Source organism: Persephonella marina EX-H1, assembly GCF_000021565.1.
In the GTDB taxonomy this organism is placed as follows: Bacteria; Aquificota; Aquificia; order Aquificales; family Hydrogenothermaceae; genus Persephonella; species Persephonella marina.
The window spans coordinates 304,515-325,154 of the sequence record NC_012440.1 but is presented as its reverse complement, the minus strand read 5'-3'; the positions used below and the strand labels follow the sequence as shown (position 1 = coordinate 325,154).

Sequence of the window (20,640 nt, the reverse complement as noted above, 5' to 3'; positions counted from 1 at the left end):
AATAAAATTAAGCTTATTCTAATATAATAAATTGTAGAAGGTGATGCCATGATGGAAGAACAAACCTTTGAAAACAACAGATGGCAGGATGAAGAATTTTTAGAGGAGAATGCTGATCTTTTAAAAGCCCTCGCCCATCCAAGCAGACTCAAGATCATAGGATTTCTAAGCTCAGGTAAGAAATGTGTGAAGCATATCTGGGAAGCTCTTGACCTGCCCCAGCCGAACGTTTCACAGCACTTGTCTGTACTTAGAAATAAGGGTATACTAGGGTATAAAAGAGAAGGTTCTATCGTTTGTTACTACATAAAGAACAAAAAAGCTCTTGAAATCTATAAGCTATTACTAAAGGAGGATTAAAATATGGCTGGCAAAGTATGCATAGTAAATGAATCCAACTGGGAGCAGGAAGTTCTCAATTCTGAATTACCTGTTCTTGTTGATTTCTGGGCACCATGGTGTGGACCTTGTAGATTAATAGCTCCTGTTATAGAAGAACTTGCAGAAGAGCTTGAGGGAAAGGCAAAAATATGCAAACTCAACACAGATGAAAATCCAAATATCGCAATGAAATATGGAATAAGGGCTATACCAACAATAATGGTATTCAAAAACGGTCAGGTTGTTGATACAAAAGTTGGCGTTCAGCCCAAGGAAGTATTAAAAAGCCTCCTTGTTTAAGGTGTTTAATTGAGCGTAGAAATACATCCAACAAGTATTGTAAGTCCAAAAGCAAAACTAGGGGTCAATGTAAAGATTGGCCCCTTTTGTGTTATTGAGGAAGATGTTGAGATAGGAGATAACACAGAACTTGAATCCCATGTCTCAGTAAAAAGATACACAACAATCGGATCAGACTGTAAGATCCATGAAGGTTCAGTTATAGGGGGAATCCCACAGCATTTAGGATTTAAAGGTGAAGAAACGTACGTCAGAATAGGAAATAATGTAACTATAAGAGAGTATGTAACTATTCACAGGGGAACATCATTTGATGATGGTATAACAAAGATAGATGACAACAGTTATCTTATGGCCTATGTTCATATAGCACACGACTGTAAAGTTGGTCACGATACTATACTCGCAAACGCTGTTACACTGGCAGGACATGTAAAGATAGGAAACTACGTATTTATAGGTGGCCTTACACCTATCCATCAGTTCTGCAGGGTTGGTGATTATGCTATGGTAGGCGGAGCCTCTGCTGTTGATAAGGATATACCACCTTACACAAGAGCTGCAAAAAACCATGTTCTTCTTTACGGTCTTAATCTTGTAGGACTTAGAAGGAGAGGTTTCAGTTCTGAACAGATAAAGATACTGAAAGAAGCATACAGGATACTCTTTAGAAAATCAGCAACGATCCAGGAAGGGATAAAAGAGGTTGAAGAAAAGCTTCCAAGCACACCTGAGATCCAGAATCTTATAGAGTTCGTAAAAACGTCAAAAAGAGGTATAGCCCCTGAGGCATCCAAGAGAGGATGAGAAAAGTTGGTCTGATTGCAGGTTCAGGAGAACTGCCTTTAGAGTTTGCAAGATCAGCATCTGAAAAAGGAATCCATGTAACAGTACTCGCCATTAAAAAGACCACAGACAGAAATATTGAGAAATATGGAAAAACCCACTGGCTCAACTTTGGAGAGGCTCAAAAACTTATAGATCTCTTAAAAAAAGAGGGTATAAAAGATCTTGTAATGTTAGGAAAGATTGAACATTACTCACTTATATTCTCTCTGCACAAACTTGATAAAAGGGCCAGGGAGTTCTTCTCAAAATTAAAAGACAAAAGAGCAAAAACAATACTTGAAGCTGTAATGGATGAGCTTTCAAAGGAAGGATTCAGCTTTATAGACCCAACACCATATCTGGAAAATCTTTTAATAGAAGAAGGCCTGATAGCAGGTAGAATTGAGGACAAAAGGCTTATGAATGACGCCCTTTTTGGTCTAAAGATAGCAAAGGAGATAGCCCAGCTTGATATAGGACAGACTGTAGTTGTTAAAGATGGGATAGTTATTGCCGTTGAGGGAATAGAAGGAACTGATAAATGTATAATCAGAGGTGGTGAACTTGGTGGAGAGGGAACTGTGGTATGTAAAGTTGCAAGGAAAAATCAGGATATGAGATACGATGTCCCTGTTATAGGAACAAAAACATTAAAAAGTATGAAAAAGGCAAAAGCCAGACTTTTGGCTGTGGAAGCTGGCAAAACATTCCTTTTAGAGAGAGAAAAATTTAAAAAACTTGCAGAAAAATTCGGTATTGCTGTAATTGGATTCAGGATCTAAATTTTATGTATGGATAAGATCACACAGGAAGCTTACATAAAAGAGCTGACAGATTTTATAAAAGAAAAAACCGGCATAAACAGATTTCTTTCAAGTAAGGAAAAATCATTAATAAAAAAGTTTTACTCAGAAAATATACCCCTAGAGAGATTAAAAAAAATTATAGAGTCAGAGATAATCTCCTATCCACAATCTAAGAGAAAAAAGTTTTCAGTTTTGAGTATTGAGAAGAAGCTTTCACACCAGAAAAACAGTCCTCCACAAAGAAAGATAAGATCAGAAGAAGAGAGCAATAACAGATGGAAAAAAGTTATTGAAAGACTGAACATTCCACCAGAGATACTGAATGTAGAAAAGGTTGAAAGTGCTTTCAGGGATTTTGAGATAGAAAGGAGAGTTGTGAGTTATCTGTGGAAAAATCTCCCTGAAAATGAGAAGAAAAAACTTCAGGAAGAGGCAAAGAGAGAGATCAAAAAAAAGTTCGTAGCACAGAATATAGATCCAAAGAAGGTAATAAAGAGCCTGATATACACAAAGCTGAAAAAGATATACAACATCTGATAAATCAGCTTTTATCCTGCCAGGAAATCATAAACTGTTAGCACACTAACAGTAAAAACCTCCATTTCTAAACCTGCCTTACTTCTGAGATTTTGATATTTACACTTGACTTTTTATTATTTTTCACGTTAGTTTTATGTTATATATTTTGTTAAATTATCATAAGATTAACTCAGGAGGGCAGAATGAGGAAAGGTTTACCGCTACTATCAGCACTTTTAATCACAGGTCTTGTCTCAGCTCAGGAAGTTATAAAACTCGAGAAAACACAGATAACAGCAACAAGGGTTGAAAGGGCAGAGCTTGACATACCTGCCGGTGTTGAGACTGTCACAAAAGAAGAGATAGAGATGGAAAGGCAGTACAACATAAGCGAGGTTCTTGAAGGTCTGCCTGGTGTTCAGGCAACAACAAAAAATGGAGGGTATGACGTAAGACTGATTATAAGAGGTGGAGGACTGAAGGCCCCTTATGCTGTAAGGGAGATAAATATACTACTTGATGGAGTACCAATAACAGATCCAGACGGACTTACAAGACTTGATTTTGTGGATCCACAACTGCTTGAACAGATAGACATTGTTAAAGGTCCAAACTCAACACTTTACGGAGCAAACTCAGCCGGTGGTGTTGTCAATTTTATAACAATAAACCCTTTTAAATTTCAGGGATTTAAGGTAAGAGCTGGATATGGAAATTACGGAACGTATATGTACAGACTTCTTTATGGAGGGAACAACGGGAGAGGTCTTTTTTATAACACATCAATCTCTTACAGAAAGTCTGACTCCTGGAGGGAGTGGAACAGATTTGAGACTTTCCAGACCACAACAAAGTTAGGCTGGCTCATAGATGACTCATCTTCCTTTGAAACAACTGTAAGCTTCACAAAGTCTGATCTTCAGCTTCCGGGGAGTCTTGATAAGGATGAGTTTGAACAGGATCCTTCACAGCAGACATCAAGCCCCTGGAGAAGATCAGGAAGATACTCAAGGATATTTTTCTGGAGTAACAGATACACAAATGAGATATCAGAGAATCTGACATTAAAGGGAACTGTTTATCTGCAGAGGTGGACACATTACCATCCTGTTTTCGGGAGAGTTAATGATGGTGGTTCATACGTTGGTGGTATAGATGCACAGATTGAGCTGAAACATAAGCTCTTCGGTAAAGACTCTCTTCTGATCACAGGAATTCAGGGAAGATACGACCATTACAACTCAAAAAGGTACACCTACCAGCTGTGTAAGCTTATAAATGGAGATATTGATTACTGTTCCAATGCAACAGCTGACAACCAGATAGAGTATGTACTCACTGATGATAGAGGACTTCTTTATGATGATCAGAAAAATAGAAATTACAGTCTTGGCGTATTTGCACAGGAAACTTTAAAACCTACAAGAAAAACTATCGTTGATCTTGGAATAAGGATTGACACCGTCAAGTTTGATATTGAGAAGGTCTCATACTTTGATCTTGATTACGTTTACAACAGAACATACAGGTATTACGGACCCTACTATATTAAATACACATCTCCTATCAAAGAAAAAGCATCAAAAACATGGAACTATATAAGCCCAAGGGTTGGCGTCGTTTATAAATGGACACCTGATCTCTCAACATACGCAACAGTCTCTACAGGCTTCCAGACACCACAGGACAGTGAGCTTCTAGTTAATCCAGACCTGGACGCATCAAACACTGTGAATTACGAAGCGGGCCTTAAAGCTGCAGGAAGTAGATTTTACCTCAGCAGTGCTGTCTACTTTATGGTTACTGAAAATGAGATAGTCAGAACATACACAGCGGAAGGAGACAGAATGTATCTGAATGCTGGAAAGACACATAAAAAGGGATTTGAGCTTGATGCCAAGTTAAAAGTTTTAAAAGGGGTATTTATAGGTGGTTCTTACACATACTACGATTTCAAATATAAAACTTTTGTTTATACAGATAGTGACGGAAACAGATACGACTACAGCGGAAACAAGATGCACTACATACCGGACTATATGTACAGTCTATACACTGTAGGAAAACTTCCTGCTGGTTTTAAGTTCAGGATAGAGCTGAATACATGGGGGTCTTACTATGCCGATGATGCAAATACAGAAAAGTACAGCGATTACAAGAATATAACAAATGTTATGATCGGTTATGAGAAAGGAGACAAATTTGAGATCTCACTTGATATAAGAAATCTTTTTGATAAAAAGTACGCATCACAGTATCTGAAAACAGACTGGGGATACAACATATATCCAGCACCACCAAGAACTTACATGCTGAGAGCATCTTACAAATTTTAAAAACAGGGGATAAACTATGAAAAAGTTTTCAGATTTCCCACTCATAAGAGAAAAGAATGATCTGCTGAGATTTAAACTTTTCAGATCAACCTTTGGTAATGTGAAGTTTTTAAATATACTCAGGGCATCTCTGCTGCTGCTAACCCTTTATGCTATCTTTTTTGGGCTTATTCATCCTGACCGTAAGGAAAATATATTTACGACAGCCCTCTTCTGGGGGCTGTTCTGGCCCTTTTTTATGGTCATAACTCTTCCAACAGTGGGAAACTTTTTCTGTATGGTATGTCCCCATGGATTTTTATCAAGAAAGTTAAGTAAATCAGGATTAAAGCTGAATCTTCCAAAAGGTTTAAAAAATCCTTATATAGGTCTTGGTCTTAACATTATACTTTACTGGTTTATACTTTACACATTTCCTGGAGTACTGAGAGAGCCTTTAGTCACAGCTCTTTTCTTTCTTTTCTTCACACTACTTGCGATAGCTGTCTCACTCATTTTTACAAATGGAGCATACTGCAGGTATTTCTGTCCTATAGGAAGGGTAGCTCCTGCTTTTGCAAGGGTAGGTTTTACTTGGCTCTCAACGTATAACAGGGAACTGTGTGACAGTAAATGCGATAAACCTGACTGCGCATTTGCATGTCCTTACAAGCTCAGTCCATTAAAGTTTGATAAGAATAACTCTATGGATACATGTACATTATGTATGGAATGTGCAAATAGCTGTGAAGGTGTTAAGCTCTCAGTCAGGAGATGGTCTCACAGTCTTTTAAAAAAGATACCAAAACCCCAGAGCTGGGAAGTATGGGTGTATATTATTCTCCTTGCTGTTATAACGATAACAATGAGATTTCACCACGGACTTGGACACTCACCTGTTAAAGAGAGCCTTCCCTGGGTGATAATCGGAAAATGGCTTCAGGAAACTACAGGCATAGGAAAACCTTTTGATTTTGTAGGCCTAACAGCATTAATAATGGCTCTACTCATAACCCTATCTCTTGTTCTAGGAGGATTTTATCTGACCTCAAGGATTATAAACAGATCATACAGGGATGTATTCCTTAATTTAGGATACGCACTTGCCCCATTGATGATCGTTGGTAGTCTTTCCCATGTTTGCCATTTCTTTTTCACCCATTACTACCATGAGGTTATAAACGGTTTTGCTCAGGCTTTCTTCCTTGATTTCAGAGTTGAACCTCTAGCAGACAGAAAAGATACGTGGCTCAGGATATTTAATATATTCCCATTTATAGCAGCATTCTGGAGCGGGTATATTATGTGGAGAAGGCTTGGATTTTTCGAGGTAAAAGGTTTTAAAAAGATAGTTTCATATATACTATCATCGGGAATAATTATATTCTATCTCGGGCTTACGGTATTTATACTTTACGTAAGATACTTTGGACATACAGGTCACCACCACTGATCAGACTTCCATCTCAAGACTTATAAGATACATATCCTCTCCATCTACAATATCAATGTCTGTCCCTTCACACCCGGGGCAGACAAAGCTGTAATTATCAACTGTAAACTCTTTACCACAGCTTTTACATCTTGCGATAACATCCTGTACTATCATCTCCATTCTGGCTTTTTCACATACAGTTCCCTCTTTGAATGTATCAAAGGCTATTTTTAGAAGATGAGGCTCAACACCGGACATCTTCCCAATTTTGACAACAACCTTTGTTACATACTTCCCGTTATTTTCTCTCACATTCTTCTCAATAAGGTCTAACAAGCTCTGAACAATAGAAAACTCATGCAAGATAAACACCTTCAGTAATTTTGTCAGATAAACCTAAATTTTAACATAAACAGCGGTTGACAATAACCGTAATTACACATATAATATTTTTCTGTTTTTATGAGCCGCTAGCTCAGTTGGTAGAGCACCGGTCTTTTAAACCGGTGGTCCTGGGTTCGACCCCCAGGCGGCTCACCATGCCCCCGTCGTCTAGCCAGGCCTAGGACACCGGCCTTTCACGCCGGCGACACGGGTTCGAATCCCGTCGGGGGCATTTATCTTAAAAATTCCAGAACATCCTCAGGTTTATTGACAGTAATAATCCCTTCAATCTTATGTGTTTTATAACCTAAAACCCTCTTTCCAAGGATAAAAGCGTATGCTATCTCTGAAAGTGTCCCGTAATTTCCACCTACAGCTATAACAGGATCGCCTGAGGCAACAACTATAGGATTCCTGTTCCAGTTCATACCTGTATTTATCTTTATATCAACATAAGGGTTTGCCTCATAACCTTCATAAGAAGGCATAATGCCAACTGTCGTTCCACCAGATTCTTTAGCTCCTTTGCAGACAGCCTCCATCACACCAGTCCTTCCACCGCAAACAACGATACAGCCATTCTCAGCAAGGAGTTTACCAAGTTTATAGGCGAATATATACTCATCTGAGTTTCTGTTTACCTGCGATCCTCCTATTACAGTTACCTGCTTCATTATGATATATCCCCTTGTTTTTACATTCTAAATTTTTATAATTAAAATTTATCATAAAAATAACAGCGGAGCTGATTTTGGAACTCAATCTTGTTCATGCTTTCTTCGGTAGGTTTGGAGTACTGATACCACTGCTTGGTCTGTTTTTTGAGATAGGAGCATTAATATCTCATAAGGATATTCTCTTTAAGTTTTCTGGATACCTTGTTATACTCGGCAGTATTCTCGCATTACTTGCAGGTTTTACAGGATTTATAGAGTATAACTACCTGAAGGCCGCAAGTGAGAACATAAATAGATTCAGCTTCCATATTGTAACAGGAACACTTCTTACTGGTTTATTCCTGCTGATACTGGCTTTAAGGTCATACCTGCTTGTAAGGGATAATGAGAGAATAGCAACAGTCTATATATTTCTCTACCTTACCACAGTTATAACAAACCTTATCAGTAATGAGATCATCATACACACATTACGTGGAGAGTAGATGAACTTCCTTCCTGAAAGATACTGGCAGAGGTTTGATCTGTGGAAAGATATAGATGAAAATCTCTGGAATAACTGGAAATGGCAGTTAAAAAACAGAATAAAAAGTATTCAGGAATTAGAAAAGGTCTTCAGTATAGACAAAAAAAAGAAGGAGATATTCCAGAAGGTCTCCCCAGTATTCCATTTTGGAACAACCCCGTATTATATCTCCCTTGTTAAAAAACCTGACTATACAGACCCTGTTTTCAGACAGATATTTCCATCCTTTGAAGAGATAGATCCCGATATCCAGAATAATGGGAGTAATGATCCATTTAATGAAGAGAGATCACCTGTAGAAGGTATAACACACAGATATCCTGACAGGGTTCTATTCAGGGTCACAACTTTCTGTTCTGTTTATTGCAGACACTGTATGAGAAAGAGGAACTTTATATACGGGGAAAGAGCTAAATCTAAAAAAGATATTGATATAATGATTGAATACATAAGGAAAAACAGGAGTATAAGGGAAGTTCTTATATCAGGTGGTGATCCTTTAACACTTCCAAATAAAAAGTTAGATTATATACTCGGCAGGTTACAGGGTATAAAGCATGTTGACATCATAAGGATAGGAAGCAGAGAACCTGTTGTTAACCCTTTCAGATTTTATGATGAGAACCTGCTTGAGCTTTTTGAAAGATACGACAAGTTATGGATAGTAACACATTTTAACCATCCAAATGAGATAACACAGGAGACAAAAAAAGCTGTAAAAAATATTCTCTCAACAGGAACACCTGTTCTAAACCAGACAGTCCTTTTAAAAGGGATAAATGATGATAAATACATTATTGAAGAACTTATGAGATCATTACTGAGAGTAAAGATAAAGCCCTACTACCTTTTTTTCTGCGATCCAACAAAAGGTGTTTTACATTTCAGAACTGATATCAAAAAAGGTATAGAGATTATGGAGTATCTAAGAGGAAGGCTGTCTGGACTTGGAATACCGACCTATGCTGTTGATCTTCCCGAGGGAAAGGGAAAGGTTCCTCTACTCCCTGAGTATATTGTTGAGATAAACGATAAATCAACAGTATTCAGAAATTATGAAGGAGAGATAGTAAAAACTGATATAAAATGGGGCTGAAAAGCCCCAGTTTATTTAATGATGGTGTCCGCCTTCACCGTGTGCGTGACCGTGTTTTATCTCTTCAAGTGAGGCATCCCTTACATCTGTAACCTCAACCTTAAAGATGAGATCCTTTCCAGCAAGTGGATGGTTAAGGTCAACAGTTACAGTGTTCTCATCAAAATCAACAACAATCATATTGATGATCTGTCCTTCAGGAGTCTGTGCCTGAAGTGGAAGACCTTTCTCAAGCTCAACACCCTGAAAATACTCTCTTGGTGCCTGCTGGATGAGGTTTGGATCCTTCTCACCGTAAGCTTCAGCTGCAGGAACCTCTATAGTTCTTGTCTCTCCAACCTCCATACCTTCCATTCTTGACTCAAGACCTGGAATGATATTGTTAGCTCCAAAGAGAACTGTTAGAGGCTGGCCGTGAACCTGACTGCTGTCAAGAACTTCACCTGTCTCCTTGTCTTTAAGTGTGTAGTGAAATGATACTACTTTGTTTGATGTGGCTTTCATGAAAATTACTCCTTTATGTGTATTTAGCACCTTTTAGTGCTATATTTTTCTCAAAAACTCCTCTAAATTCAGTTTTTCAAAACTGTCCATAGATGAATAAATATATATGTCTTTTTCTGTGCTGTCCAGTCCTATTACGATGGCCTTACTGTAACCCTCTTCAAAAGCGAACTCCAGGGATTTTTTAAACTCCCTTTTAACTATATCCCTTCCTACAGAGTAACCTTTCTCTCTGAGTATCTTTCCAATTCTGTAAGCTGATCTTTTTTCCCGTGTAAGATCTATTATGAAAAAATCCTTCTTCTTAATCTCATGTATTCTACCTGAAAGTTTCATATATTCCCATATATTGAGCAGATCAAAAGCAAATCCTGTTGCAGGAATATTTCCATCATACTTTGATATCAGGCTGTCGTATCTTCCACCCTGTCCTATTGGTCTGGAGTAATCCCTGATAAAGATCTCAAAAACGATACCTGTGTAGTATGAGAACTCCTTCGGTTCACCAATATCAAATATAACCCTGTCAGATATACCGTAGTCTGAAAGTATATTGTAAACCTTCTCAATACTCTCCAGAGATTTTATAAGTTCAGGAAAATCTTTTAGCTCTTCCTTAAGATTCTGTATTACAGTTATATCTCCCTGTATCTCGGGGATACGAACTACAAACTCTTTAAGCCTATCTTCTACATCAAAATCAGATATAAATCTCTCTATACTGTATACTTCCCTCTTCCTGACATAATCCATAAACGTTATAAAACTTTCCCTGTCAAGACCGAGCAGATCTTTTACAGTGTCAAATATCTTCACATTGTTAATATCAATCTGGTAATTTTTTATACCGAGATTTTCAAGTGACTGAACAGCAACAGCTATAACCTCAGCATCAGCTTCCAGTTCTTTAACACCTATAAGCTCAACTCCCATCTGTTTTCTTTCCCACAGCCTGTCAGCTTTAGGAATCACATACCTGAAAATATCGCCACTGTAGTAATACCTCTTTGGAACGGTCTTCTTTTTTAATGAGGCAAAGTATCTCGCTATCTGTGATGTAAAGTCAGCCCTTAATGTTAGTATCTCTCCACTGTTTCTATCAATAAACTTAAAAGCCCTGTTCTCTATCTCCTCTCCAAAACCTCTGCTGTGAACGCTAAAAAACTCAAAAGATGGCAGTGTTATCTCTTCATATCCCCATCTTTCAAATATCTCAGATATCCTGTCCTGAATGTATTTTATCTGCGATGTTTCTATCCTATTGTAAACCCTAACACCAGCTGGGATGTCTATATTCAACATCTTCTCCTTAAAGTGCATCTAAAGCAGGTATAAAAAGGTCACCTAAAAAGTATGTGTTGTTAAGTTTGTAAAGAATAGGTCTTACCTTCTCATAATCTAGTATTGAGTATGAAGCGTTATCACACCCAAAACTCCAGAACTTAGCAAGTGGAAGATCAAGTCCTGCCACAAATGAAGCTCTTATAGGAACTGTATGAGAAACAGCTATGATGGTCTCACCCTCATGTTTCTCAAGCATTCTCTCCTGAAACCTTTTTACCCTGTTGTAAACATCTATAAGTGTTTCCCCATGTGGGAATTTTATCGTTTCAGGTTCATAAAGCCACTGTCTGAATAGATCAGGGTATTTTTCCTTAACCTCTTCAACAAGCATTCCAGACCACTCACCGTGGTCTATCTCTATAATATCCTCATCTATATTTATTGGAAGATCAAGCTCCTTAGATATGTACTCAGCTGTCATATAAGTTCTTTTTAAAGGGCTTGAGTAAAGTGCTGATGGTTCGTATTTTTTCAGTATCTTCGCTAGAAGTTCAGCCTGTTTGTGACCTCTTTCGCTCAGCTCGGGATCAAGTCTTCCCTGATACTTTCCTATAGGGTTCCACAGGCTCTCTGCATGTCTCACATATATAATCCTTACTGCCATCTAAAGCAAAACCTCCTTTAACCTAAATTTTCCAGTATAACTTCCTGAGCTTTTCTAACACCTTTACCTATCTCTATCTCATAACCTATTCTTTTTAAAGCCATCTCAAGGCCTGCTATAACCTGAACAACATCCATAAAATCAAAGTATCCCATATGTGCTATCCTGAATATCTTTCCTTTAAGATGATCCTGTCCTCCTGCAACTCTGAAGCCAAGTTTTAACAGCTCTTTTCTAAGCTGATCAGCATCTATACCTGCAGGTGAGTAAACACCTGTTGCAGAGTTTGATGGACTTTCAGACAGGAGCTTAAGACCTATCTCTTTAACAGCCTCCCTTGTTGCTTCAGCCATTATCCTGTGTCTCTCCTCAAGATTATCCAGACCTTCTCCAAGAATGAGCTTCAGACTCTCATTCAGAGCTATAATCAGGTTGATCGCAGGTGTGTAAGCTGTCTGTCCTTTAGACTGTTTTTTTGCCTCTTTCAAAACATCAAAGTAGTATCTCGGCATATCAGATTTTGAAGCTCTCTCTTCAGCTTTTTCACTGAAGTAAAGAACAGAAAGTCCTGGAGGAAGCATTAATGCTTTCTGGGATCCTGTAACAAGAACATCAATACCAAGCTCCTCAGGATAAACCTGATAAACACCTACAGATGTGATACCGTCAACGACAAGAAGACAGTCATCAAGCTTCTTTGCTATATCCCCAAGGTATTTTACATCATGGTATGTTGTTGTTGATGTTTCAGAATGCTGTACAAATATACCTTTAATATCGGGAAATTCAGAGATGATCTGTAATATCCTCTCTTTATCGTAGGTTTTTCCCCACTCTATCTCATAATCAACTATCTTAAGCTGGTAAACGGACGCAAGCTCCTTCCATCTCTGTCCAAACTTACCTGCGTTTATAATGAGAACTCTATCGCCTTTCCTGAAAAAGTTGGCCACCGAAGCCTCCATAGCCCCTGTCCCCGAAGAGGCAAACATAATAACATCCCTTTCTGTTTTTAAAAGCTTCTGAAGATTTTCCCTTGCTTCTAAAAAGATCTGTGTAAACTCAGGTGTTCTATGGTGTATTATCTGCTGTCCAAGTGCCTTAATAACCTGTGGAGGTAATGGAACAGGTCCAGGTGTAAAAAGTCTCTCCTTTATAAACATGGATCCTCCGGATAAATTTATAGAAATTAGAAAATTATTATATCAGAACTTCTCTCTAAGCTTCACAATCAGATCAGGGTAATCTGTGGCAACAGCATCAATCTTCCTTGATACAGCCAATCTTAAATGCTCCTCATCATTTATAACCCATGAAACAACCTTAAGACCCATCCTGTGGGCAAAGCTGACAGCTTTTTCTGTTGCAAGCCAGTAACCTGGAAGAACTATATCTGCTTTTAACTTCTTTGCCTCTATTATCTTTCCAGGAGGTTTGGCGTATATAAGACCTGTTGTTATTTGTGGGTTTATCTCTTTTACTCTTGATAAAGCCTCCTCATAGAAGGATATTACTGCTGTCTGATTTTCACATTTAAAAGTTCTGATCCTGTCCATCACCTTCTCAACAGTATCTATCTCTTTTATCTCAACAAATATACAGATTTTATCCTTAACAGTTTCTAAAGCCTCATCAAGCGTTGCAACAGGTTCTCCATAAACTGTTATACTCTCCCTTATAGATCTGAAATCAAGCTGCGATGGAGATATCTCCTTTCCGGATACCCTTTTAAAATCAGGATCATGAAGAAGTATAAGCTCCCCATCCCTTGTTGATCTTACATCAACCTCAACAATATCAGCGCCGCAATCTATAGCAAACTTTATAGCAGAGACAGTGTTTTCTGGTCTTCTTCCTTTCGCTCCCCTGTGACCTACAACAGAAAAAGGCTTTCTTGAAAGTGTTTTTAGTATATCCATACTATTCTCCAAGTTTTTTAAACTGAAGTCTTAAGGCATTTGATACAACAGATACAGATGAGAAGGACATAGCTATACCTGCAAAAACAGGTTTGAGAAGAAATCCTGTAAACGGATAAAGTATTCCACCTGCAACAGGAATACCAAGCATATTGTATATGTAAGCCCAGAAAAGATTCTGTTTTATAATCTTTAATGTTTCCTCTGAAAGTTTTATACCTTTTATCACAAGCCTGAGATCATTTTTCAGAAGTAGTATATCTCCAGCCTCCCTTGCTATATCAGTTGCACCAGAAACAGCAATCCCAACATCGGCCTTTCCCATTGATGGAGCATCATTAATCCCATCTCCAACAAACATAACAACATTGCCCTCATTTTGGAGTTTCTCAACAATCCGGTATTTCTCTTCAGGCATAAGCTCCCCATAAACGGTATCTATACCAAGCTCTTCACCTATTTTCTCAGCAACTTTTTTACTGTCCCCTGTCAGAAGAACCGTTTTTATACCTCTTTCTTTAAGCTTTTTAACAACATAAAACGCCTCATCCCTCAATCTGTCAGATATATAAAACTCAGCTACAACCTCACCATCAACAGCACCGTAAACAACGGTCTGATCACCTTTTGAGATATTTTCAGTATTAACACCCGACTCCTTTAAAAACCTGAGATTTCCAACAACAACAGTTTTTCCATTTACAACACCTTTCACACCTTTACCTGCAACCTGCTGAAAATCCTTAACCTCCCCTTCAGTATCTCCTATATACTCATAAACAGCTCTGGATAAAGGATGATTACTGTTTTTAAGTAAAGCTGAGATATAGCCTAAAAAATCCTGTTTATAAACTTTTGAGTCTGTAACAGAAGGCTTTCCCTCTGTAAGTGTTCCTGTTTTGTCAAATACAGCTATATTTACCCTCCCGACAGTCTCAACGATCTCTGGATTTTTTATAAGCATACCTTCTTTGGCCCCTCTTCCAACAGAGACAACAACAGCTATAGGTGTTGCAAGACCAAGTGCACACGGGCAGGCAATAATAAGAACAGAAACTGAAGCTATAAAACCAAGCTGAATATCATTTCCTATCAGATACCAGAGATCAAAAACCACAACTGAAAAGATAAGCACAAGTGGAACAAAATACGCTGTTATCCTGTCAGCAAGTCTCCCTATCGGCGGTTTTTTCCCCTGGGCTTCCGAAAGCAGCTTTATAATCTGGAATAAGACTGTATCCCTTCCTGTTTTTAAAGCTTTTACCTTTATCACACCTGTCCTGTTTACGGTTCCACCTATAACAGTATCTCCCTCTTTCTTGAGAACAGGAAGAGGTTCTCCTGTTATCATTGATTGATCAACCTCACACTCACCTTCAACAACAACACCATCAACAGGTATCTTCTCTCCAGGACGGACAACAACAATATCACCAACAACAACATTCTCAGCAGGTATCTCTAACTCCTTTCTATCAACTATAATTCTTGCCATCTGCGGCTTTAATGAGAGCAGTTTTTTCATAAACTCAGAGGCCTTTGATCTTGATCTTATCTCAAGATACCTTCCTAAAAGAACAAAGGTTATTATTGCAGCTGCACCATCAAAATATAGGTATCTCATATCTTCAGGAAACAGGAAAGGGAGAAACATAACAAGGACAGAGTAAAAGTAAGCCGCTGATGTTCCTATAGCTATAAGCAAATTCATATCAGCTATTCTGTTTTTTATTCCTGAAAATGCCGAACTGTAGAATTCCCATCCAGCGTAAAACTGAACCACAGATGCGAGAATAAGTATTAAAAGATTATCCAGAGTGAGCAAAGGAAGGCTTTCAGAAAGTTTAAGCTTAAAAAAAGGAAAGAATGTTAATAGAAATATTAAAGCTGTAAGAAATGCTGAAAGGAAGAACTTTTTTCTAAGATCCTTCTCTATCCTTTCCTTTTTTTTTCAAACTCTTCAAGATTTAATGATGCATCGTAACCTAACTGTCTTATCCTGTCTATAATATCCTCTTTTGTTATTTTTGTAGCGTCGTACTCAATATAACCTTTTGATGTTGCAAAATTGACTGATACTGATATTATTCCCGGAAGGTTTCTTAAAGTTCCCTCAATTCCAGCTGCACACCCTGCACAGTGCATACCAGATATATCAAGCTCTATATTCTCCTTCTTCCTTATAGACTCCTCAGCTGGAGAACTGTCTTCCTTCTTTTTACCAAAAAAGAACCAGCTTATACCACCTATCAGAAATAATGAAGCTGTTAATACGGAAAGTTTTTCCATCTATCTCCCCATTAAAAAGATCAGTTAATAATAATTTATAACAAAACAGAGAATATTTAAATACAGACAGGTATCTATATGACGAAAAAGATTTATAATATTTATGCAAAAAAAATAGGACAGGGAGCTGTTGGTATACAGAAGCTGGGCAGAGATTGACAGTAAAAGGCTTATCCAGAACACACATAATGTCTACAACTATTCAAAAAAAGGTATACTCGCCGTTGTAAAGGCCGACGCATACGGTCATGGATCGGTTGAGATAAGTAAGATTCTGGAAAAGATATCTTATGTTAGAAAGCTGTGTGTTGCAACAGCGGAAGAGGGAAAAGAACTTAGAGAGGGAGGTATAAAAAAGGAGATACTTGTACTTGGTGGTGTTCTAAAAGAAGAACTGGATTACTTCATTGAATACAATCTTCAGCCTGTTATATCAGATTTTGATCAGCTTTATCTTCTAAAAGATAGGTTTTCAGGCTCTGTTCATCTTAAGTTTGATACAGGTATGCACAGACTTGGTTTTTATATAGAAGATACAGACAGGGTTATAAAATATATTAAGGAAAAAAATATAAAAGTAGAAGGTCTGATGTCCCACTTCCCATCAGCGGATGTAGATCCTGAGCTGACAGGCCATCAGATAGAAAAGTTTAAAAAAATTGTTGATATTTTTAAAAATGAAGGTATAAATCCCAGATTTATACATATACAGAACAGTGCAGGTTTAGTTTATAGATGTGATTACTGTAACTGTGTAAGGGTTGGTATATCACTATACGGCGAAAAACCGTCTGATAATTTTCCATTAAACATAAAAACTGTTATGTCTGTAAAATCAAAGATAATATCAGTAAAAGGGATAAAAAAAGGTGATATGGTTTCATACGGCGGAAGTTTTAAAGCTGATAAAGATATGAAGATAGGTATTGTTTCTTTTGGTTATGCAGACGGGCTGCCGAGAGAGCTTTCAAACAGAGGTTTTTTTCTGGTAAAGGATAAAAGATCAAGAATACTGGGAAATGTAACGATGGATATGACCATCATTGATCTTTCAGGTATAGAAGATGTAAAGGTAGGAGATACAGTTCTGATTGTAGGCAAGAACGGCAAAGAGGAGATATCGTTTAACGATATAGCAAAAATGTGTAATACTATACCTTACGAGATTATGTGCCGTATATCAAAAAGGGTAAAAAGGATTATATTATAGTTTCAAAAAGTCAAAGGAACGGAAAATGAACGGATTTTCTATTTTAGTTGTTGATGATGAAAAGAATATAACTGACCTACTTAAAGACATTTTAGAAGATGAAGGTTTTTATGTTGAGACAGCCCAGTCTGTAAAGGAGGCAAAGGAAAGATTAAGGGAGAAAGATTTTGAGATAATATTCCTTGATGTATGGCTTCCCGATGGTGAAGGAACGGACCTTATACCTTACATAAAGGAAGTCAACCCTATATCAAAAATAGTTATGATATCAGGTCATGCAAACATACCTATAGCTGTAAAAGCCCTTAAAGAGGGTGCGTTTGACTTCCTTGAAAAACCGATCTCCACTGACAGTATACTTGCCGTTATTGAAAAGGCTGGTAAAGAGATAAAAAAAGAGGTGGAGTACAGATTTTTAAAAGAGAAAGAATTTGAAAGCTTCCAGATTATAGGTGAAAGCGAGCCTATCAAAAAACTGAAAAAACAGATAGAGAAGGTGGCAAAAACAAACGCATGGGTCATGATCTTCGGTGAGAACGGAACAGGAAAGGAGCTTGTTGCAAGGTCTATACACTATCTCAGTGAAAGAGCAGATAAGCCTTTTGTTGATATAAACTGTGCTGCAATTCCTGATGATCTTTTAGAGTCTGAGCTTTTTGGGTATGAGAAAGGGGCTTTCTCAGGAGCGGTCAGCAGAAAGCTTGGAAAACTTGAGATAGCCGATGGTGGAACCCTTTTTCTTGATGAGGTTGCTGATATGAGTCTTTCCTCACAGGCAAAACTTCTAAGGGTCCTTGAGGAGCAGGAGTTCAGCAGACTTGGGAGCAACCAGAAGATAAAGGTTGATATAAGGGTTATATCCGCAACAAACAAAAATCTGGATAGAGAGATACAGGAAGGAAGGTTCAGACAGGATCTTGCATTCAGACTTTCTGTAGTTCCCCTTTATGTTCCACCTTTGAGAGAAAGGGGTGATGATATAATCCTGCTTGCAGAGTATTTTCTTGAGAGATCCTGTAGAGAAAACAAGATGGAAAAGCCTGTTCTATCTGATGATGTAAAGGAAGCCCTCTTAAAGTACAGCTGGCCAGGTAATGTAAGGGAGCTGAAAAACCTTATGGAAAGGCTGTGCATATTCGCCTCAGATGGCATAGTAACAGTAGATGACCTCCCTTCCTACATAGTTAAGAACAGACCTGTAAGATCAAGGTCTGAGATAGGGATAAAACCTTTAAAACAGGCAAGGGAGGAAGCTGAAAAGGAAGTTATAAAACAGGCATTAAAACAGTACGGAAGGAATCTTAAAGAGATAGCAAAGGTTCTTGAGGTTGATCTTTCCTCATTATACAGAAAGATAAAACAGTACAATCTGGAGGAGTGATATGCCTTATGTAAATGTTAAAGTTGCCGGATCTTTAACAAAGGAACAGAAGAAGAAGATCGTTGAAGGAATAACAAAGGTTCTTGAAGAGGTTGCAAACAAACCACCATCAGCCACATATGTGGTTATTGAAGAGATAGATAGGGATAACTGGGGAAAAGGAGGAAAACTCCTCTCAGAAAAGTAAAGCCCCTTAATCGGGGCTTCCTTTAAAATAATAGACCTGCCGTCACATAAGGCTGTTTTATCTTTATATCAGCACTTATATCATCTATATCGTCTATCTTGAATCTCTCATACCTGTAACCAAGCCCTATAAAGAAGTCAACAGCAAGGGGAATAGTTATAGGTTTTATTCTGAGTTCCCCATTTAAATCGTAATAGCTGTGTCCGTTGTAAGCCACACCTCTACCTTCAGCTTTAATAGAGAAGAGACTTACCGGGCTTATCTCAACAGAGCCGTAAAGCATTGGAACAGGAATCGTCGCTGTCGCTGTCTCATCAACTGTTGAAGACTTCACACGGGCTTTAAAATCAAGTACTCTTACATTAAGACCAAACTCAACATCAAGTATTCCCGCAGTTGCAAGACCTACAAACGGGAGATTATAAAAAAGAGTTATATCGTAATGGTCCATCTTTACAGATGAGTTTACAGTATCACCTACTGTAAAAACCTGATTACCATATCTGAAAGACCTTGTTATCCTTCCTGTTCCTGAAAAGTCCATCTTCATATACTGAAATGCAACATTGGGAAGAACTGGGACAGGATGCTCAAGTTTTGCTCTGAAGAAGTACGAGTCCTCATCTCCTATATTCAGGTCATCTTTAAGATCAACCTGATCTCCCTTATACTGAACCCATCCTGAAGGTTTCTGCTTTATATACCCGGCAGAGATCTCCCCTTCAAACAGTGGAACAGCCTGTGAAAGACCAAAAAGTGATAAAACAGCTAAAGCTGAAAAGGTCTTTTTCATAATATAACCCTCCTGTTTTTTTACCTTTCCCTCATGCCTGCTATAAACTCTTCAACCATCTGTCTTGCCTGCCAGTCAGTGTACTGTATAGGAGGGTGCTTCATTGTGTAAGCTGATATTGAGTATAAAGCCCCTCCAATACCCCTGTCCTGAGCAAGTTTTGCACATCTTATAGCATCTATAGCAACACCCGCACTATTAGGTGAGTCTTCAACATCAAGCCTTAGCTCAAGATACATAGGAACATCTCCAAAAAGCCTTCCTTCAAGTCTTATAAATGCTATCTTCCTGTCCTTAAGCCATGGTACATAATCTGAAGGTCCTATATGTATATTTCTCGGATCCATCCCGTAAGGTATTAATGATGATACAGCCTCAGTTTTTGATTTTTTCTTTGTTGCAAGTCTGCTTCTCTCAAGCATATTAAGAAAGTCCGTATTTCCACCAACATTAAGCTGGTATGTTCTGTCTATCTTTACACCCCTGTCAAGTAAAAGCTGTGTTAAAACTCTGTGTGTGATTGTTGCTCCGACCTGTGATTTTATATCGTCACCAACAGCAGGAATTCCTTCAGACTCAAATCTTTTAGCCCATTCATCATCAGAAACAATAAAAGTCGGCATACAGTTGATAAATGCAACACCTGCTTTTAAACAGGCTTCAGCATAAAATCTTGCAGCTTTTTCAGCTCCCACAGGAACGTAATTTATAAGAACATCAGCACCGGATTCAACAAGAACCTTTGCAACCGTCTCAAGGCTATCCTCCCTTGCCTCAGAGAGAACAAAAGCATTCTCAGGAGGATAATTTTTCATATGTTCCGGATATCCATCCAGAACTTTTCCTTTCCTCACCTTTACTCCCGTTTTAGGTATCTCATTCTGAAAAACAGCAGTACAGTTTGGAGGGTTGAATATAGCTTCAGATATGTCATAACCTACCTTTCTCTCATCAATATCCCATGCAGCAACAACCTCTATATCCCAGGGTCTGTATCCACCTATCTCCTCATGCATAAGTCCACTTGCTTCAATATTCTGTTTTTCCTTGTAGTAGTATATGCCCTGAATCAGGGCACTTGCACAGTTCCCCACACCTGCTATAGCAATCTTTATCTTTTTTTCTGACAATGTATATATCCT

Annotated in this window: 23 protein-coding genes and 2 tRNA genes; 14 read left to right on the top strand and 11 right to left on the bottom strand. The window is 38.1% G+C overall.

From position 1 onward, the window contains the following. The first annotated feature begins 48 nt into the window (after positions 1–48). The 7 genes from PERMA_RS01775 to PERMA_RS01745 all read left to right on the top strand — a co-directional run bounded on the left by PERMA_RS01775 (position 49) and on the right by PERMA_RS01745 (position 6,602). A complete protein-coding gene (locus PERMA_RS01775) occupies positions 49–360 on the top strand; it encodes an ArsR/SmtB family transcription factor (RefSeq protein WP_012675464.1) in 312 nt (103 codons plus the stop codon). A gap of 3 nt (positions 361–363) precedes the next feature. Further along, positions 364–681, top strand: a complete 318-nt coding sequence (trxA, locus tag PERMA_RS01770; RefSeq protein WP_012675724.1) for a thioredoxin — start codon at positions 364–366, stop codon at positions 679–681. A 9-nt stretch (positions 682–690) separates the two neighbouring features. Continuing rightward, positions 691–1,488: an acyl-ACP--UDP-N-acetylglucosamine O-acyltransferase gene (lpxA, locus tag PERMA_RS01765; protein WP_012676716.1), complete on the top strand. Its 798-nt coding sequence runs from the start codon at positions 691–693 to the stop codon at positions 1,486–1,488. Then, entirely contained in the window at positions 1,485–2,291 is an 807-nt protein-coding gene (locus tag PERMA_RS01760; RefSeq protein WP_012676548.1) for an LpxI family protein, read from the top strand. Before lpxA ends, PERMA_RS01760 begins: the two co-directional genes overlap by 4 nt. 9 nt (positions 2,292–2,300) lie before the next feature. Beyond that, on the top strand, positions 2,301–2,852 hold the full coding sequence (locus PERMA_RS01755) for an ARID/BRIGHT DNA-binding domain-containing protein (protein ID WP_012675416.1): 552 nt from the start codon (positions 2,301–2,303) through the stop codon (positions 2,850–2,852). A 185-nt stretch (positions 2,853–3,037) separates the two neighbouring features. Further along, on the top strand, positions 3,038–5,170 hold the full coding sequence (locus PERMA_RS01750; protein WP_012676268.1) for a TonB-dependent receptor: 2,133 nt from the start codon (positions 3,038–3,040) through the stop codon (positions 5,168–5,170). A gap of 16 nt (positions 5,171–5,186) precedes the next feature. Continuing rightward, on the top strand, positions 5,187–6,602 hold the full coding sequence (locus tag PERMA_RS01745; RefSeq protein WP_012675204.1) for a 4Fe-4S binding protein: 1,416 nt from the start codon (positions 5,187–5,189) through the stop codon (positions 6,600–6,602). Here PERMA_RS01745 and hypA read toward each other — a convergent pair whose 3' ends face one another. Beyond that, complete coding sequence (hypA, locus tag PERMA_RS01740) at positions 6,603–6,956, bottom strand: hydrogenase maturation nickel metallochaperone HypA (protein ID WP_238527224.1); 354 nt, start codon at positions 6,954–6,956, stop codon at positions 6,603–6,605. Positions 6,957–7,048: 92 nt separating this feature from the next. Between hypA and PERMA_RS01735 the strand changes: the two genes are divergently transcribed. Further along, a tRNA-Lys gene (locus tag PERMA_RS01735) sits at positions 7,049–7,124 on the top strand. A 1-nt stretch (position 7,125) separates the two neighbouring features. Next, positions 7,126–7,200, top strand: a tRNA-Glu gene (locus PERMA_RS01730). A 1-nt stretch (position 7,201) separates the two neighbouring features. Here the strand turns inward: PERMA_RS01730 and PERMA_RS01725 are convergent. Beyond that, positions 7,202–7,642 carry a TIGR00725 family protein gene (locus tag PERMA_RS01725; protein ID WP_012675940.1) on the bottom strand — a complete coding sequence of 147 codons (441 nt, stop codon included), beginning with the start codon at positions 7,640–7,642 and terminating at the stop codon, positions 7,202–7,204. Between the two features lie 77 nt (positions 7,643–7,719). Here PERMA_RS01725 and PERMA_RS01720 point away from each other — a divergent pair, with 77 nt between their 5' ends. Continuing rightward, complete coding sequence (locus tag PERMA_RS01720; protein WP_012675947.1) at positions 7,720–8,130, top strand: DUF2231 domain-containing protein; 411 nt, start codon at positions 7,720–7,722, stop codon at positions 8,128–8,130. Beyond that, complete coding sequence (locus PERMA_RS01715; protein ID WP_012676893.1) at positions 8,131–9,267, top strand: KamA family radical SAM protein; 1,137 nt, start codon at positions 8,131–8,133, stop codon at positions 9,265–9,267. It abuts the gene before it with no gap. A gap of 15 nt (positions 9,268–9,282) precedes the next feature. Here the strand turns inward: PERMA_RS01715 and PERMA_RS01710 are convergent, their stop codons facing one another. From PERMA_RS01710 to PERMA_RS01680, 7 genes are all read right to left on the bottom strand, one after another. Further along, positions 9,283–9,771, bottom strand: coding sequence for an FKBP-type peptidyl-prolyl cis-trans isomerase (locus PERMA_RS01710; RefSeq protein ID WP_012675773.1), 489 nt, complete (start codon positions 9,769–9,771; stop codon positions 9,283–9,285). A 39-nt stretch (positions 9,772–9,810) separates the two neighbouring features. Beyond that, on the bottom strand, positions 9,811–11,073 hold the full coding sequence (gene hisZ / locus PERMA_RS01705) for an ATP phosphoribosyltransferase regulatory subunit (protein WP_425480259.1): 1,263 nt from the start codon (positions 11,071–11,073) through the stop codon (positions 9,811–9,813). 7 nt (positions 11,074–11,080) lie between these two features. Further along, positions 11,081–11,719, bottom strand: coding sequence for a phosphoserine phosphatase PspA (gene pspA / locus PERMA_RS01700; RefSeq protein ID WP_012675625.1), 639 nt, complete (start codon positions 11,717–11,719; stop codon positions 11,081–11,083). 17 nt (positions 11,720–11,736) lie between these two features. Further along, a complete protein-coding gene (locus tag PERMA_RS01695; protein WP_012676496.1) occupies positions 11,737–12,882 on the bottom strand; it encodes a pyridoxal-phosphate-dependent aminotransferase family protein in 1,146 nt (381 codons plus the stop codon). A gap of 42 nt (positions 12,883–12,924) precedes the next feature. Next, positions 12,925–13,638: a glycerophosphodiester phosphodiesterase gene (locus PERMA_RS01690; RefSeq protein WP_012675356.1), complete on the bottom strand. Its 714-nt coding sequence runs from the start codon at positions 13,636–13,638 to the stop codon at positions 12,925–12,927. A 1-nt stretch (position 13,639) separates the two neighbouring features. Next, a complete protein-coding gene (locus PERMA_RS01685; RefSeq protein WP_012676245.1) occupies positions 13,640–15,463 on the bottom strand; it encodes a copper-translocating P-type ATPase in 1,824 nt (607 codons plus the stop codon). Positions 15,464–15,570: 107 nt separating this feature from the next. Next, a complete protein-coding gene (locus PERMA_RS01680; protein WP_015898977.1) occupies positions 15,571–15,927 on the bottom strand; it encodes a cation transporter in 357 nt (118 codons plus the stop codon). Positions 15,928–16,057: 130 nt separating this feature from the next. Here PERMA_RS01680 and alr point away from each other — a divergent pair, with 130 nt between their 5' ends. Genes alr through PERMA_RS01665 form a run of 3 tightly spaced genes read left to right on the top strand, consistent with a single transcriptional unit; the run spans position 16,058 to position 18,705 of the window. Continuing rightward, positions 16,058–17,137 carry an alanine racemase gene (alr, locus tag PERMA_RS01675; RefSeq protein ID WP_012675238.1) on the top strand — a complete coding sequence of 360 codons (1,080 nt, stop codon included), beginning with the start codon at positions 16,058–16,060 and terminating at the stop codon, positions 17,135–17,137. A gap of 25 nt (positions 17,138–17,162) precedes the next feature. Next, positions 17,163–18,518, top strand: a complete 1,356-nt coding sequence (locus PERMA_RS01670; protein ID WP_012676739.1) for a sigma-54-dependent transcriptional regulator — start codon at positions 17,163–17,165, stop codon at positions 18,516–18,518. Position 18,519: 1 nt separating this feature from the next. Beyond that, complete coding sequence (locus PERMA_RS01665; RefSeq protein WP_012676134.1) at positions 18,520–18,705, top strand: tautomerase family protein; 186 nt, start codon at positions 18,520–18,522, stop codon at positions 18,703–18,705. A gap of 22 nt (positions 18,706–18,727) precedes the next feature. Here PERMA_RS01665 and PERMA_RS01660 read toward each other — a convergent pair whose 3' ends face one another. Beyond that, positions 18,728–19,498 (bottom strand): TIGR04219 family outer membrane beta-barrel protein, encoded by a 771-nt coding sequence (locus PERMA_RS01660; protein WP_012676547.1) that lies wholly within the window; start codon positions 19,496–19,498, stop codon positions 18,728–18,730. 20 nt (positions 19,499–19,518) lie between these two features. Next, positions 19,519–20,628 carry an inositol-3-phosphate synthase gene (locus PERMA_RS01655; protein ID WP_012675690.1) on the bottom strand — a complete coding sequence of 370 codons (1,110 nt, stop codon included), beginning with the start codon at positions 20,626–20,628 and terminating at the stop codon, positions 19,519–19,521. Positions 20,629–20,640 lie beyond the last annotated feature (12 nt).